The organism is Citrobacter sp. Cpo147, from assembly GCF_030332405.1.
Taxonomy (GTDB): domain Bacteria; phylum Pseudomonadota; class Gammaproteobacteria; order Enterobacterales; family Enterobacteriaceae; genus Citrobacter; species Citrobacter portucalensis.
The window spans coordinates 306,265-321,628 of the sequence record NZ_JAOWHX010000039.1 but is presented as its reverse complement, the minus strand read 5'-3'; the positions used below and the strand labels follow the sequence as shown (position 1 = coordinate 321,628).

Annotated in this window: 14 protein-coding genes; 12 read left to right on the top strand and 2 right to left on the bottom strand. The window is 54.4% G+C overall.

Going from position 1 to position 15,364, the window contains the following annotated elements:
- The first annotated feature begins 4 nt into the window (after window positions 1-4).
- The 5 genes from pgaB to OGY06_RS19670 all read left to right on the top strand — a co-directional run bounded on the left by pgaB (window position 5) and on the right by OGY06_RS19670 (window position 4,457).
- Window positions 5-2,026, top strand: coding sequence for a poly-beta-1,6-N-acetyl-D-glucosamine N-deacetylase PgaB (gene pgaB / locus OGY06_RS19690; RefSeq protein ID WP_003825535.1), 2,022 nt, complete (start codon window positions 5-7; stop codon window positions 2,024-2,026).
- Complete coding sequence (pgaC, locus tag OGY06_RS19685; protein WP_003033859.1) at window positions 2,023-3,357, top strand: poly-beta-1,6-N-acetyl-D-glucosamine synthase; 1,335 nt, start codon at window positions 2,023-2,025, stop codon at window positions 3,355-3,357. The genes pgaB and pgaC overlap by 4 nt, the downstream gene beginning before the upstream one ends.
- Complete coding sequence (gene pgaD / locus OGY06_RS19680; RefSeq protein WP_003825542.1) at window positions 3,354-3,860, top strand: poly-beta-1,6-N-acetyl-D-glucosamine biosynthesis protein PgaD; 507 nt, start codon at window positions 3,354-3,356, stop codon at window positions 3,858-3,860. Before pgaC ends, pgaD begins: the two co-directional genes overlap by 4 nt.
- 82 nt (window positions 3,861-3,942) lie before the next feature.
- Window positions 3,943-4,173: a 4Fe-4S mono-cluster protein YjdI gene (yjdI, locus tag OGY06_RS19675; protein WP_003825544.1), complete on the top strand. Its 231-nt coding sequence runs from the start codon at window positions 3,943-3,945 to the stop codon at window positions 4,171-4,173.
- An 11-nt stretch (window positions 4,174-4,184) separates the two neighbouring features.
- Window positions 4,185-4,457, top strand: a complete 273-nt coding sequence (locus OGY06_RS19670) for a GNAT family N-acetyltransferase (protein ID WP_003033869.1) — start codon at window positions 4,185-4,187, stop codon at window positions 4,455-4,457.
- A gap of 42 nt (window positions 4,458-4,499) precedes the next feature.
- Here OGY06_RS19670 and OGY06_RS19665 read toward each other — a convergent pair whose 3' ends face one another.
- Window positions 4,500-5,429, bottom strand: a complete 930-nt coding sequence (locus OGY06_RS19665; RefSeq protein WP_003825551.1) for a LysR substrate-binding domain-containing protein — start codon at window positions 5,427-5,429, stop codon at window positions 4,500-4,502.
- 390 nt (window positions 5,430-5,819) lie between these two features.
- Here OGY06_RS19665 and OGY06_RS19660 point away from each other — a divergent pair, with 390 nt between their 5' ends.
- From OGY06_RS19660 to OGY06_RS19630, 7 genes are all read left to right on the top strand, one after another.
- Window positions 5,820-6,425, top strand: a complete 606-nt coding sequence (locus tag OGY06_RS19660) for an ankyrin repeat domain-containing protein (protein WP_003825553.1) — start codon at window positions 5,820-5,822, stop codon at window positions 6,423-6,425.
- A 15-nt stretch (window positions 6,426-6,440) separates the two neighbouring features.
- Window positions 6,441-7,340 carry an oxamate carbamoyltransferase subunit AllH family protein gene (locus tag OGY06_RS19655; RefSeq protein WP_082190868.1) on the top strand — a complete coding sequence of 300 codons (900 nt, stop codon included), beginning with the start codon at window positions 6,441-6,443 and terminating at the stop codon, window positions 7,338-7,340.
- A complete protein-coding gene (gene fdrA / locus OGY06_RS19650; RefSeq protein ID WP_063940924.1) occupies window positions 7,318-8,865 on the top strand; it encodes an acyl-CoA synthetase FdrA in 1,548 nt (515 codons plus the stop codon). The genes OGY06_RS19655 and fdrA overlap by 23 nt, the downstream gene beginning before the upstream one ends.
- Window positions 8,865-10,283 (top strand): YlbE family protein, encoded by a 1,419-nt coding sequence (locus OGY06_RS19645; RefSeq protein WP_003825558.1) that lies wholly within the window; start codon window positions 8,865-8,867, stop codon window positions 10,281-10,283. Before fdrA ends, OGY06_RS19645 begins: the two co-directional genes overlap by 1 nt.
- A 117-nt stretch (window positions 10,284-10,400) precedes the next feature.
- Window positions 10,401-11,951, top strand: coding sequence for a hypothetical protein (locus OGY06_RS19640; protein ID WP_003825560.1), 1,551 nt, complete (start codon window positions 10,401-10,403; stop codon window positions 11,949-11,951).
- 26 nt (window positions 11,952-11,977) lie between these two features.
- Complete coding sequence (locus OGY06_RS19635) at window positions 11,978-12,928, top strand: carbamate kinase family protein (RefSeq protein ID WP_003825562.1); 951 nt, start codon at window positions 11,978-11,980, stop codon at window positions 12,926-12,928.
- Window positions 12,929-12,940: 12 nt separating this feature from the next.
- Entirely contained in the window at window positions 12,941-14,323 is a 1,383-nt protein-coding gene (locus tag OGY06_RS19630) for an amidohydrolase family protein (protein ID WP_063940928.1), read from the top strand.
- 45 nt (window positions 14,324-14,368) lie between these two features.
- On the opposite strand, the gene OGY06_RS19625 is transcribed toward OGY06_RS19630, so the two are convergent.
- Window positions 14,369-15,271, bottom strand: a complete 903-nt coding sequence (locus tag OGY06_RS19625; RefSeq protein ID WP_286605893.1) for a nickel/cobalt efflux protein RcnA — start codon at window positions 15,269-15,271, stop codon at window positions 14,369-14,371.
- Window positions 15,272-15,364: the final 93 nt, after the last annotated feature.

Genomic DNA, 15,364 nt, shown 5'->3' with positions numbered 1-15,364 from the left:
GTTCATGCTGAAAAGATGCCTGTGGCTTAGCGCATTAATCGCTGGCTGGTTGATGATTACCGCGTGCAGCAGCGCGCACAATACAACGCCTCGCTATGTTCCTCCCGGGGAGAGAACACCGCTGACGGCGGATCATCCGTGGCCGAAAAATAGCTTTCTGGTGCTCGGCTACCATGATGTGGAGGATGGTGCAGCCGACCAGCGCTACCTCTCTGTGCGTACTAGCGCGTTGAGCGACCAAATGGCCTGGCTGCGTGATAATGGCTATCAGCCGATCAGCGTGCAGCAAATTCTGGACGCCCATGACGGTAAAATTGTACTGCCGGAAAAAGCGGTATTACTCACCTTTGACGACGGGTATAGCAGTTTTTATACCCGCGTCTGGCCATTGCTGAAAGCCTACAACTGGCCTGCGCTCTGGGCGCCAGTAGGCAGTTGGGTTGATGCGCCAGCCAACAAAAAAGTCGATTTTGGTGGCTTAATGACCGCGCGAGACAAATTCGCCACCTGGAAAATGGTCGAAGAAATGGGGAAATCGCCGTTGGTGGAAGTCGGTGCGCACACCTGGAACTCGCACTTTGGCGCTGAGGCCAACCCGCAGGGGAGTAAAGAGCCCGCTGTGGCGAACCGCCTGTATGATAAGAAAACTGGCACTTACGAAACGGACGAACAGTACACACGACGTATTAACACGGATATCTCTCTGATCACTAACAAGATCAAAGCGGTGACCGGAAAATCGCCGCGTGCGTGGGTATGGCCTTACGGCGCAGCCAACGGTACAACGTTAAACCTGGCCAAAGAGCATGGCTATAAGATGGCCTTTACGCTTAATGAGGGGTTGGCGAATGCCGCGTTTCTCGACGATATTCCGCGCGTGCTGATCTCTGATAACCCATCCCTTAAGCGCTTTGCCAGTCAGGTCGCTCAGGTCCGTGAACCACAGACGATGCGCGTGATGCATGTCGATCTGGATTACGTGTATGACAAAGACCCTGCTCAGCAGAAGCGAAATATCGATAAGCTGATCCAGCGCGTTTATGACATGCGTATTTCTCATGTCTTCCTGCAGGCGTACGCCGATCCGCAGGGCGACGGGAATATTCGCGAGGTCTATTTCCCCAACCGTTGGCTGCCGATGCGTGCCGATCTCTTTAACTATATCTCCTGGCAGTTACAAACGCGGGCAGGGGTGACGGTGTATGCCTGGATGCCGGTTCTGGCTTTCGATCTCGACGCGTCCATTCCGCGCGTAACCGCATGGGATCCGAAAACGGGACGCACTGCTATCAATCACGAGAACTATGTTCGTCTCTCGCCCTGGGACAGCGAAGCGCGCAAACGCATCACTGAAATCTATGAAGACCTGGCGAAGCACGCCAGTTTCAAAGGTATTTTGTTCCATGACGATGCTTTCCTGACGGATTTTGAAGATGCGTCACCGGAGGCGTTAGCCGCCTACCGTGCCGCAGGGCTTCCAGGCAGTATCGAGCAAATACGTAATAATCCTCAGGCGTTCGAGCGCTGGACTCGCCTGAAAAGTAAGATGCTTATTGACTTCACCAAACAACTGACCCGGACGGTGCGTAATATTCGCGGTCCACAGGTGCAAACTGCGCGCAATATTTACGCCATGCCGGTACTGGAGCCTGAAAGTGAAGCCTGGTTTGCACAAAACCTGAATGATTTCCTCAATACCTATGACTGGACGGCGCCGATGGCGATGCCATTCATGGAACAAATCCCGGCCAATGATGCCAACGCATGGCTTGACCGACTGGTGAATGCCGTTGCACAAACCCCTGGGGCGCTGGATAAAACCGTGTTTGAACTGCAGGCACGAGACTGGCGTAAATCCGGGGATCAGGCTGAAATCAGCGGAAAACAAATAGCCGAATGGATGCGCCAGCTGAAATTAAGCGGTGCAGGTAACTACGGCTATTACCCGGATGATTTCATCAGCGACAAACCTGAGATGTCAGAGATTCGCTCGACGTTCTCCTCATACTGGTATCCGCAAAAATGACCGATCGCATTATTGCTTTCCTGATACTTTGCCTGATGTTCAGCCTGCCGTTTGGCGTGGCTGTCATCTTTACAGGTGAAGTGATGTTGAACTTCGTCTTCTTCTGGCCTTTGTTCATGTCTGCTTTGTGGATAAGCGGCGGGGTCTATTTCTGGTTTTACCGTGAACGTCACTGGAAATGGGGAGATGACACGCCACCACCAACTCTGCCGGGGAATCCACTGGTTTCCATTCTGATCCCCTGTTTTAACGAAGGGATCAACGCGCGTGAAACCATTGAGGCAGCACTGGCACAGCGATATAAGAATATCGAAGTGATCGCCATCAACGATGGTTCGACGGATGACACTCACGACGTGCTGGAACAATTGGCAGTGGAATACCCCAGCCTACGGGTGATTCATCTGGCTGAAAACCAGGGTAAAGCGCTGGCGCTCAAGACCGGTGCGGCCGCGGCGCGCAGTGATTACCTGGTGTGTATTGATGGCGATGCGTTACTGGATCGTGATGCCGTTGCCTATATTGTGGCTCCGCTGATCCAGTTCCCGCGCGTTGGTGCGGTGACGGGGAACCCGCGTATTCGAACCCGCTCTACGTTAATCGGTCGTGTGCAGGTCGGTGAGTTCTCTTCCATTATCGGCTTAATTAAGCGTACTCAGCGAGTCTATGGGCAGATCTTTACCGTTTCCGGCGTAGTTGCGGCGTTTCGTCGTCGCGCGTTGGCCGAGGTCGGTTACTGGAGCCCGGACATGATCACCGAAGATATCGATATCAGCTGGAAGCTGCAATTGCGCCACTGGTCGGTATTCTTTGAGCCGCGCGCTCTGTGCTGGATCCTGATGCCTGAAACATTAAAAGGGCTATGGAAGCAGCGTTTGCGCTGGGCGCAGGGTGGTGCAGAGGTGTTTATCGTTAACATGCGTCGCCTGTGGTCGTGGGAGTTCCGCCGCATGTGGCCGCTGTTTCTTGAGTTCTGTTTTTCTACCGCCTGGTCGTTTGCCTATGCGATCAGTATCGTGCTGTTCCTGTTAGGGCTGATGATCCCGATGCCGGACTCGCTGTATGTACAGCATCTGTTCCCGCCAGCCTTTACCGGACTTATCCTCGGCGTGGTGTGCTTGCTGCAGTTTGCGGTGAGCCTGATGATTGAACGACGCTATGAAAAAGGCATTGGCGCCTCGTTGTTCTGGATTATCTGGTTCCCGGTGGTGTACTGGATGCTAAGCCTGTTCACCACGCTGGTCGCGTTCCCGAAAGTGATGCTCAAACGCAAACGTGGCAGAGCGCGTTGGGTGAGTCCTGACCGCGGTATTGGGAGGATCGAATCATGAACCAGCCACTGATCTTCACGGAGCGGCGTTTGCTGCCGCGCATCATCGATGTGTTGTTGACGGCCATCGCATGGGTTGGATTTATCTATTTGATCTATAAAGGGCTGATCACAGCCCTGGCGCATTCGCCGTATATGGGGGTGCGACCCTTTTTCACCACGCTGGATACGGTCACGTTTTATATCCTTGTCGCCCTGGTCAACGGCCTGGTGCTGATTGGCTGGGCGAAGTACAACCAGTTTCGTTTTCGGGTCGAACGCCGCAGTCGCAGACCCGGGCTTGAAGACCATGAGCTGGCAGAAAGTTTGCGTATTACCCGGGAGCTAGTTACGGAACTGAACAAGGCGAGGGTGCTGACGGTCCACCATCATGAGAATGGCGAAATCAGTCATATCGATGTGGACAGGGATATTGCCGATAACCGCCTCCCGCCGCCGACGCCTGCGATGCTGGAGTATTTGCCGCCAGAGCCGCAGCCGTCGATACAGAAAAAGCCTGAATGATATTTCTGCTTTCAGCCACTTCCTTCAGCCTCGCATAGGTCTATGATTAGACCCAGACAATAAAAAAATGCGAGGCAATGTCGTGGATAAGGAACTACTGGATGCAGGTTACCGGGCCTATACCGGCGAGAAGATTGACGTCTACTTCAACACGGCGATGTGTCAGCATTCGGGCAATTGCGTGCGGGGAAGCGCGAAGCTGTTTAACCTGAAACGTAAACCGTGGATTATTCCGGATGAAGTGGACGTTGCCACGGTCATCAAGGTCATCGATACCTGTCCGAGCGGTGCGCTGAAATATCGCCAAAAATGAGTGAGGGAAGCATGGAAATTCTTGCAGGCCATAACAAGTTTTATGTCAATGATGCTGAGGGCAACCAGGTTGCCGAGATTGTTTTCGTGCCGACGGGCGAGCATCTGAGCATCATTGAACATACCGATGTCGATCCCAGCCTGAAAGGTCAGGGCGTCGGCAAACAGCTGGTGGCGAAAGTGGTAGAGAAGATGCGCGCTGAAAACCGCAAAGTTATTCCGCTGTGCCCGTTTGCCAAACATGAATTTGATAAAACCCGCGAGTACGACGATATCCGCGCCTGATTATCTTATATGCACTGGAAGGTATAACAGCCATCCGGTGCATCACGCCCGATGCAGTAAATCCTGATAAATCCCCGTCAGTATCCCTTGTGGGCCAAACTCTTTTTTAATCCACTGAGTGACACGACCGGTTGCCGAATGCTGGGTTGCCAAAAGCATTCGTGAATCCTGACGTGGGTTGTGGATCTGCCGTGTCACCAGCAACGACTTTTCCATCGCCTCGCGCACCATATAGTCTGGCAGAAAACCGATTCCCTCCCCCAGGATCTGGCACTGGCACTTGGTATTAAAATCGGGAACCAGAATCGACTCTTGACCGTGTAACAGCCAACCAACCTTCTTGTTGATGGTGTGTGCGGTGTCTTCCACCATGATGTTCGGGTACAGGCGCAGTTGGCTCTCAGAGATGGGTTCAGGCATAAACGCCAGCGGATGATCCGGGGCAATCGCAAATGACCAACGGATCGCGCCGATCTCGGTGTAATCAATTCCGCCGCCGTCCAGTAACGTATCGGGCGCGCCAATGGCGATATTGGCCAGGTTGTTGATGATCGAATCCCAGACGCCGTTATACACCTCGGTGGTGACGGTTATCTGGCAGGTCGGAAACTGCTTTTTGAGCACCTGTAATAGCCGGGCAGTGTGCTGTGGGGTATACAACAGCTGGTTAATGCAGATGCGTACCCGGGCTTCAATGCCCTGAGCGATGGTATCAATGCTGCGCTTGATGGCGTGGAAGTCATTCAGCAGGTCAGTTGCTTTGCGAAAGAGATAGCGCCCGGACTCGGTCAGCTCAATGCTGCGAGTACTGCGGGTAAACAGCACCACGTCGAGACCCATTTCCATGCGCTTGATGGTGTAACTAATTGCCGATGTGGTTAAGCCAAGCTCCTCCGCCGCCTTGCTGAAACTGCTATAGCGGGCAGCCATCGTAAATGCCAGTAGGTTTTCCTCGGTAAATATTGAATTCATCTTTCTCCCCTCCGGCAACAATGCGCATCCGCAACACGATGATTGTTGAATGTATTTGTAATCCTTATACAGAGCAATCAGTTTTGAACAGAATTTAACACTAGTTTTACATTTGGTTTGAAGGCAATCACACTTCTGTATTTTAATTGCAGGCCGCTATCCGTGCAGCATACCGCCTGATTTCCCGGACTACTGATTAGTGGCTAAAAGGGCCACAGCCATAAGGGAAAGATTGCACTACAGCACGTTTTGTCCTCATTGTTAAAATTGATTCAATAATCGATGCGCTAACGATGAATGAAATTTAAGCGGATGTTATTCTCTGCACTCTGTTGCTATTCTCAGGTTATCGGATATTTAAAAAGTCTAAAAAACTGCAGGAGAGCGATTATGTCAGAGAAAGAACTCATTACTGAATTTCTGCTGGCGGCAGAACAGGGCAATGTCGATGGATTAAAATCCTGTCTGGCAAAAAATGTGGATATTAACGCCACCAACCGCCAGGGGCGAACTGCCATTATTATTGCCAGCCTGAATAAACATTATGACTGTGTTTCTTTATTGATTGCTGCGGGTGCCGATATTAATAAACAAGATCAAACTTGTTTTAACCCCTTCCTGATTAGCTGCCTGACGAATGATTTAACGCTGTTGCGTACGGTATTACCAGCTAACCCCGACCTCAATTGCCTGAGCCGTTTTGGCGGCGTCGGTATTACGCCAGCCAGCGAAAAAGGCCATGTCGAGATCGTGCGTGAGCTGCTGCTGCGTACCGATATCAATGTCAACCATACTAATTTTGTTGGCTGGACGCCGCTCCTGGAAGCCATCGTGCTGAATGACGGTGGTGCGAAGCAGCAGGAGATCGTTAAGCTGCTGCTCGACCATGGCGCAAACCCGCACATGACGGATAAATACGGTAAAACCCCGCTGGAACTGGCGCGAGAGAAAGGGTACCACGAAATTGCCGAGCTGCTGATTGCGGCCGGAGCCTGACACAGGAGCGCCATTATCGCTACGCCATTACGGCGATGCGTACGGGCGCTAACCGCAGACGGCGCGTTTCTCACTTTCCGGGGAACGGGACGGGTTGAACAGGTTTTTTCCCACGCGGTAAACCTGTTGATACCCGAACAGCAGCGGATGTTGACGTTACTGAGTGAAGATTGTGATAACGCACCTAACAGCTGTCGGGTGGCGCTGACGCATTGTGAAGACCTGTTTCACCCCGGTGAGCGGGTCAGTTTTAGCGGGTCGGGAATAGTTGTTGGCAATGATAAATGGATAGAAACCGCAGGTTGCCTGCTGTGGCGAATACCACGGTGGACATCTGATGCAGCAAGCCTTGCCGCAGTCGGCTGGCAGCATTGGGAAGAGGTTATCCGCCAACAGCTAAAAAGCGACGACACATTATTTCTGTACCGGGGTGACAATCCGTTTTATCAGGAAATCACCCGTCAATTACTCAACCGCCGACAAACATTACTGACGGCGTTGCGTACAGGAGAAAATATTACTACGGCGGTCAGCCATTTAATTGGTTTGGGGATAGGGCTGACGCCCTCATCGGATGATTATTTAGTAGGTTTAAGCACCATTTTATTTATTCCCGGACATCCGCTGAGGAAATATCGAGACGATTTTTTAGCAGCATTACAACGTGCCGGAAATAATACAACGCTACTCAGCAAAATAACGCTAGAGGAAGCATTTAATCAGCGTTATCGGGAAAGCATCGGACGGCTGCTGAACCAATTTATTACTGAGCAACAACCCGTTTCTACGCAATATATTACTGACATTAAAAATATCGGCTCAAGTTCTGGCTGCGACATGCTGTATGGCATGGCGGATGCCTGCGCCCTGAGCCACAGGTCCGGAGGGAATTATGTCGATCAGGATAGTTGTTAAAAAGAACACGTATTTTGATTCTGTCTCACTGATGTCTATCTCTACGCGCGCAAATAAGCTCGATGGCGTTGAGCAGGCATTCGTGGCTATGGCGACAGAAATGAATAAGGGCGTGCTGAAGAATCTCGGCCTGCTGACGCCTGAGCTGGAAGAGGCGAAAAGTGGCGATCTGATGATTGTCATTAAAGGTGCCAGTGAGGCGGCGAACGACCAGACGCTGGTGGCGATTGACGATCTGTTTACGCATAAAGAGCAGGGTGGCCAGCATGAAGCGCACTATGCCACGCTTGCCAGCGCGAAGAAGCATGTTCCCGACAGCAATCTGGCGGTGATCTCGGTCAATGGCCTGTTTGCCGCGCGTGAAGCGCGTCAGGCGCTGCAAAATAACCTCAATGTGATGCTGTTCTCTGACAACGTCTCTCTTGAGGACGAGCTGGCGCTTAAGCAGCTGGCGCATGAAAAAGGGCTGTTAATGATGGGGCCCGATTGCGGAACCGCCATCATTAACGGTGCGGCGCTGTGTTTTGGCAACGCGGTGCGTCGCGGCAACATCGGAATTATTGGTGCCTCCGGTACCGGCAGCCAGGAGCTGAGCGTACGCATTCACGAATTTGGCGGCGGGATTTCCCAGCTAATTGGCACAGGTGGACGCGATCTGAGTGAAAAGATTGGCGGCCTGATGATGCTTGACGCGATTGGCATGCTGGAGGCCGATCCGCAAACTGAGATCATCGCACTTATCTCCAAACCGCCTGCGCCAGCGGTGGCGCACAAGGTGCTGGAACGTGCACGCGCCTGTCATAAGCCCGTGGTGGTGTGTTTCCTCGGACGTGAAGCCGCGCCTGCGGATGAAAAAGGCCTGCAGTTTGCCCGCGGTACTAAAGAGGCGGCGCTGAAAGCGGTACTGCTGACCGGCGTGAAAAAAGAGAGTCTGGATCTGCATCCGCTTAACTGGCCGCTGATTGAAGAGGTTCGCGCCCGTCTGACCCCGCAACAAAAGTACATCCGTGGCTTGTTCTGTGGCGGCACGTTGTGCGATGAGGCGATGTTTGCTGCCATGGAAAAACATGCCGAAGTTTACAGCAACATTCATCCGGATCCGGCGTTCCGCCTGAAAGATCTCAACCGCAGCGTGGCGCATACCTTCCTGGATTTCGGTGATGACGATTTTACCAACGGCAAACCGCACCCGATGATCGATCCCACCAACCGCATTAGTCGTCTGTTACAGGAAGCGCGCGATCCTGAAGTTGGCGTGATCGTGATGGACTTCGTCCTTGGATTTGGATCACATGAAGATCCGGTTGGCGTGATGCTCGATGCGATCGTTGAAGCCAAAGCGATCGCCGCCGCAGACGGTCGTCCGCTTGAGATCCTCGGCTATGTGCTGGGAACCGATCTTGATACGCCGTCGCTGGAAAAACAGTGTCAGATGCTGACCGACGCCGGGGTTATCTGGGCGAGCAGTAGCACCAACACCGGATTGCTGGCGCGTGAATTTATCTGTAAAGGGGAGGAAGCCTGATGAGCCAGACACTGTTTAACCAGCCGCTGAACGTGATTAACGTTGGCATCGCAATGTTCAGCGATGACCTGAAAAAGCAGAACATACCGGTGACCCAGCTCGACTGGACGCCGCCGGGGCAGGGCAACATGCAGGTCGTGGCCGCGCTGGACGAGATTGCCGATTCGCCGCTGGCAGACAAAATCGCGGCCGCTAACCAGCAGGCGCTGGAACGTATTATCCAGTCGCATCCGGTGCTGATTGGCTATGACCAGGCGATCAACGTCGTGCCGGGCATGACCCGTAACACCATCCTGCACGCCGGGCCGCCAATCCGCTGGGAAAAAATGTGCGGCGCAATGAAGGGGGCGGTAACCGGGGCGCTGGTCTTTGAAGGGCTGGCGAAAGATCTGGATGAAGCCGCGGAACTGGCCGCCTCGGGTGAAATCATCTTCTCTCCGTGCCACGAGCATGACTGTGTCGGCTCGATGGCGGGCGTGACATCGGCATCGATGTTTATGCACATCGTCGAGAACAAAACCTATGGCAACCGCGCATATACCAATATGAGCGAGCAGATGGCGAAGATCCTGCGCATGGGCGCGAACGATCAGAGCGTTATCGATCGTTTGCACTGGATGCGCGATGTGCTGGGACCGATGCTGCGCGATGCTATGAAGCTGGCGGGCGAAATCGATCTGCGCCTGATGCTGGCGCAGGCGCTGCACATGGGTGATGAGTGCCATAACCGCAACAACGCCGGGACGGCGCTGCTGATTCAGGCGCTGACGCCGTGGATTATTCAGACCGGTTATCCGGTTGAGCAGCAACGTGAGGTGTTCGAGTTCGTCCTTAGTAGTGATTACTTCTCCGGACCGACCTGGATGGCGATGTGTAAAGCCGCAATGGACGCTGCGCACGGTATTGAATACAGCACCGTGGTGACGACGATGGCGCGCAACGGCGTTGAGTTCGGTCTGCGCATTAGCGGTTTACCGGGCCAGTGGTTTACCGGTCCGGCGCAGCAGGTGATTGGGCCGATGTTTGCGGGCTATAAGCCGGAAGATTCCGGACGTGATATCGGCGATAGCGCAATCACCGAAACCTACGGCATTGGCGGTTTCGCTATGGCGACGGCTCCGGCCATCGTAGCGCTGGTGGGCGGTACGGTCGAAGAGGCCGTTGATTTCTCTCGCCAGATGCGTGAAATCACTCTCGGCGAAAACCCCAACGTCACCATTCCGCTGCTTGGTTTTATGGGCGTACCGACCGCTATCGATATTACGCGCGTAGGCAGCACTGGCATTCTGCCGGTGATCAACACCGCTATTGCGCACAAAGACGCGGGGATCGGCATGATCGGCGCCGGAATAGTTCACCCGCCGTTCGCCTGTTTTGAAAAGGCGATCCTCAACTGGCGCGACCGCTACTGCCAATAACAATAACCGGGGCTAACGCGGTTAGCCCCACAGTAGCGAAGCGAAAAACGTTGCTTACCTGCAGGGCTGGGCGATCTCCGCGATCGCAAACGATGCTTAACCTGTTAAGGATATTCCATGAACAGCATAAAACTAGAATGGAAACGTGGTGACTGGGCGGCTTACTTTGGGCTGATGACCAACAACCTGACTAACCTGCTGACAATGATGGGACTACTCATTTTTGTCGTCGGGATCCCTACCGAAATTGTCTATGGTCGCATTGCGCCTGCCTTTGGTCTGGCGGTGCTGGTGGCCAGCGTCTGCTACGCCTGGTTTGGCCTGCAGATGGCAAAGCACACCGGGCGTAACGACGTAACGGCGCTGCCGTCCGGACCAAGTGCACCGTCAATCTTCACCGTGACCTTCCTGGTGCTGATGCCGGTTTATCAGCAAACCAAAGATGCCAACTTCGCTATCCAGATAGCCCTGGTGTGGTGCTTTGTCGAAGCGTTGATCCTGGTCGGTGGCTCCTTCCTGGGCGAGACCATCCGCAAGATGATCCCACGTACGGTACTGCTTTCTTGTCTGTCCGGCCTGGGGCTGTTGCTGCTGGCGATGAACCCGATGCTGCAGGCATTCGAAGCGCCGACCGTCTCTTTCATCGTCCTGTTGCTGATCTTCATTAACTGGTTCGGTAAGAAGCCGATTTTTGCTCGTATTCCTACCGGTTTGCTGCTGCTGATTGCCGGTACGGCCCTGGCATGGATCTCCGGTTTACAAAGCCCGGAAGCCATTAAAGCGTCGATGTCTTCCTTTGGCTTCAACCCGCCGGAAATTCATGTCGACAGCTTCCTGCAAGGTTTACCGCACGCACTACCGTATCTGGCTTCTGCAGTTCCTTTGGGCCTGGCGAACTATATTTTTGACCTTGAGAACATTGAAAGTGCGCACGCGGCGGGCGATGAGTACAACACCCGTAAGGTCATGATGGCGAACGGCTTTGCTTCCATGCTCGGCTGCATGCTGGGTAACCCGTTCCCGGTGACCGTATATGTTGGGCATGCGGGCTGGAAAGCGATGGGCGCCAGCATCGGCTATACCCTCGCTTCAGGCATCACCATGTTCCTGGTGCCGCTGTTTGGGCTGGGGGCGTTTATGCTCGCCATTATTCCGATGACCGCGATAGTGCCGATTCTGGTGTTTATCGGCGTGGTGACCGCCAACCAGGTGGTGCGAGAAACGCCTAAAGTCGAGGTTCCCGTCATCTTCATCTGTCTTTTCCCGTGGATTGCCAACTGGGCATTGACCATCGTCAACAGCGTGATGGGCGCTGCCGGAACATCCGCGGGGAAACTGGGTAGCGACTTGCTGCACAGCAAAGGTGTCTATTACGACGGACTGGTGCATCTGGGAAGCGGCGCACCGCTGGCCAGCATGCTGTGGGGCTGCGTCGCTATCTTCGCCATTATGAACAAGCCGCTGCGCGGCGCGATTGCCGCAGCCTTTGGCGCGCTGTTATCGCTGTTTGGCGTGATTCACTCCCCTGCGGTTGGCTTTGCGGAAGGCAGCTCGATGATGTTTGTTGTGGCCTACCTGATGATGAGCGGCATGTTTGTCCTCAAGCATGTTCTTGATAGCCGTGAAGCGGTGACTGCGCCTGAGCAGGAACCGACGAAAACGACCTGAATTGCCTGCAAGCGGAAGATAACACTATGAAAGAACTTGTGGTCGTTGCCATTGGCGGCAACAGCATTATCAAAGATAACGCCAGCCAGTCGATTGAACACCAGGCTGAAGCGGTGAAAGCGGTAGCTGATACGGTGCTGGAGATGCTGGCATCGGACTACAACATTGTGCTGACGCACGGTAACGGGCCACAGGTAGGGCTGGATCTGCGGCGTGCGGAAATCGCGCACGAGCGTGAAGGGCTGCCGCTTACCCCGCTGGCAAACTGCGTTGCCGATACGCAGGGCGGTATCGGTTATCTGATCCAACAGGCGCTGAATAACCGCCTGGCGCGGCGCGGTGAGCAGAAGGCAGTTACGGTAGTAACGCAAGTGGAGGTCGACAAAAACGATCCGGGCTTCGCTAATCCGACCAAGCCCATTGGGGCGTTTTTTAGCGAAGCGCTGCGTGATGAACTGCAGCGGGTCAATCCGGGATGGCGCTTTGTTGAGGATTCGGGGCGCGGCTACCGTCGGGTAGTCGCCTCTCCACAACCGAAGCGCATTGTCGAGGCGGAGGCGATCAAAACGCTGACCCAGCAAGGCTTTGTGGTGATTGGCGCGGGCGGCGGCGGGATCCCGGTGGTGCGTAGCGATCAAGGGGATTACCAGAGCGTGGACGCGGTGATTGATAAAGATCTCTCCACGGCGCTGTTGGCACAGGAGATCCGCGCCGACATTCTGGTGATCACCACCGGCGTCGAGCAGGTTTGTATCCATTTTGGCAAACCCAACCAGCAGGCGCTGGATACGGTGGATGTCGCAACGATGACCCGTTACATGCAGGAGGGACATTTCCCGCCTGGCAGCATGTTACCCAAGATCGTTGCCAGCCTGACGTTTCTGGAGCGTGGCGGTAAACGAGTGATCATCACCACGCCGGAATGCCTGCCCGCCGCACTGCGCGGCGAAACGGGCACCCATATTGTCCATTCCTGAGAGGAGACGTGAATGAAGGAAAGTAACAGCCGCCGTGAATTTTTAAGCCAGAGCGGAAAAATGGTGACCGCTGCCGCGCTGTTTGGCGCGGTCGCTCCGGTCGCGTATGCTGCTAATCCTGTCGGGAACACCTGCGGGTCGAAGAGCACAATGACGATTAACGATAAACACTATTACCTGGATAACGTCCTGCTGGAAGCGGGCTTTGATTACGAAAACTCAGTGGTGGTGCATACCCGTACCGCGCTGCAAACCGTTGAAATCCAGGACGGAAAAATCGTTGCGCTGCGCGAGAATAAGCAGCATCCGGATGCGACGCTGCCGCACTACGATGCGGGTGGAAAGCTGATGCTGCCCGCCATGCGCGACATGCACATCCATCTGGATAAAACCTTTTACGGCGGTCCCTGGCGTTCGCTGAACCGCCCGGCTGGCACCACTATTCAGGATATGATCCGCCTGGAACAAAAGCTGCTGCCTGAACTCCAGCCTTATACGCAGGAGCGCGCAGAAAAGCTGATCGATCTGCTGCAATCAAAAGGCACCTCGATCGCCCGCAGCCACTGCAACATAGAACCGGTTTCCGGGCTGAAAAACCTCGAAAACCTGCAGGCGGTACTGGCGCGTCGTCAGCCGGGTTTTGCCTGTGAAATCGTGGCATTTCCGCAGCATGGCCTGCTGTTATCAAAATCTGAACCGCTGATGCGCGAAGCGATGCAGGCGGGAGCGCATTACGTCGGCGGTCTGGACCCAACCAGCGTCGATGGGGCGATGGAAAAATCCCTCGACACCATGTTCCAGATTGCGCTGGATTACGATAAAGGCGTAGATATCCATCTGCATGAAACCAGTCCGGCAGGCGTGGCGGCGGTGAATTACATGGTGGAAACGGTGGAGAAAACGCCGCAGTTAAAGGGCAAACTGACCATCAGCCACGCGTTTGCACTGGCAACGTTGAACGAACAGCAGGTAGACACGTTGGCGGGCCGCATGGCGACGCAGCAGATTACCATTGCCTCGACGGTGCCGATCGGTACCTTGCACATGCCGCTCAAGCAGCTGCGCGATAAAGGCGTGGAAGTGATTACCGGAACTGACAGCGTAATTGATCACTGGTCGCCGTACGGGCTGGGCGACATGCTGGAAAAGGCAAATCTGTACGCGCAGCTCTATATTCGCCCCAACGAACTCAACCTGTCGCGGGCGTTGTTCCTCGCCACCGGCGATGTGTTGCCGCTTAACGAAAAAGGTGAGCGCGTTTGGCCGAAAGCGCAGGATGAAGCCAGCTTTGTGCTGGTGGATGCCTCCTGTTCGGCGGAAGCGGTCGCGCGAATTTCTCCACGCACCGCGACCTTCCATAAAGGGCAACTGGTGTGGGGCAATGTTGAAAGCTAGCCTGGTTTTACGCGCAGCGGCAATCGCTGCTGCGCTCTCTTAGTGTTAACCGACGATCCCCATATAGCCGTGAATCCCCATATATAAACCGACCATCGCAATGAGCACACTGGAAAAATAGGGGGCTTTGCGTGCCATCGTGTTAAATCCGCTCCAGCGTTTGGCCGCCTGCTGCACGCTGATTGCCGCTCCCACGCCCACCGTTACCAGCGTCAGTGCCAGCCCGAGGCTAAAGCACAGCACCATGGTGGCACCCAGCGTGAAGGCTTTGAGCTGGATGCAAATCAGCAGCACCGTAATGGCGGCTGGACACGGGATAAGCCCGCCGGTCAGACCGAACAATAATATTTGGCCGTTGGTGACCTCTTTGCCCGCAAAGCGGCGCTGAATATCGGTGACATGCGCCCGTTCGTGGGCATCCTGATACTCTTTCGAGCCTTCGGTGAGTCCTGCCAGTGCGGCATGGTCGTGATTATGCTCGTGTTCGTGATGGTGATGGTGATGGTGATGGTGATGATCGTCATCGTGGTCATGATGATGGTCGTCATGATCATGGTGGTGGTGATGCCCGTGATCGTGGTCGTGATGCGTCTGGGCCAGCCAGTTCTGCTCTCCCTGCCAGGTTCGCCAGAACATCCAGAATGCGGTCCCGAGAATAATTATCGCCGAGACAAATTGCAGCCAGGGCTCAACGGCCTGGGCGGTAAACGCTTTGCTGATATACATGCCACCGAGCGCAATCAACCAAACTACGGCGGTATGCGACAGCGTTGCTGCCAGCCCCAGCATCACCGCCTGTTTGATGGTCCCCTTAATGGCAATAATAAAGGCCGCCATCATCGTCTTGGAATGCCCCGGCTCCAGGCCGTGTAACACACCCAGTAGAATCGCGCTGGGAATGAAAAACCAGGCGTTGCCTTGCTGAAGAAGCGTAGAAAACTCACCCATGAGAATGATTCTTAGTTGTTTAGTTTCGTCTGATTCTACTCCCCCCCAGTATCAAATACTACCCCCCAGTAGAATGTCGATGGTATTGTCCCT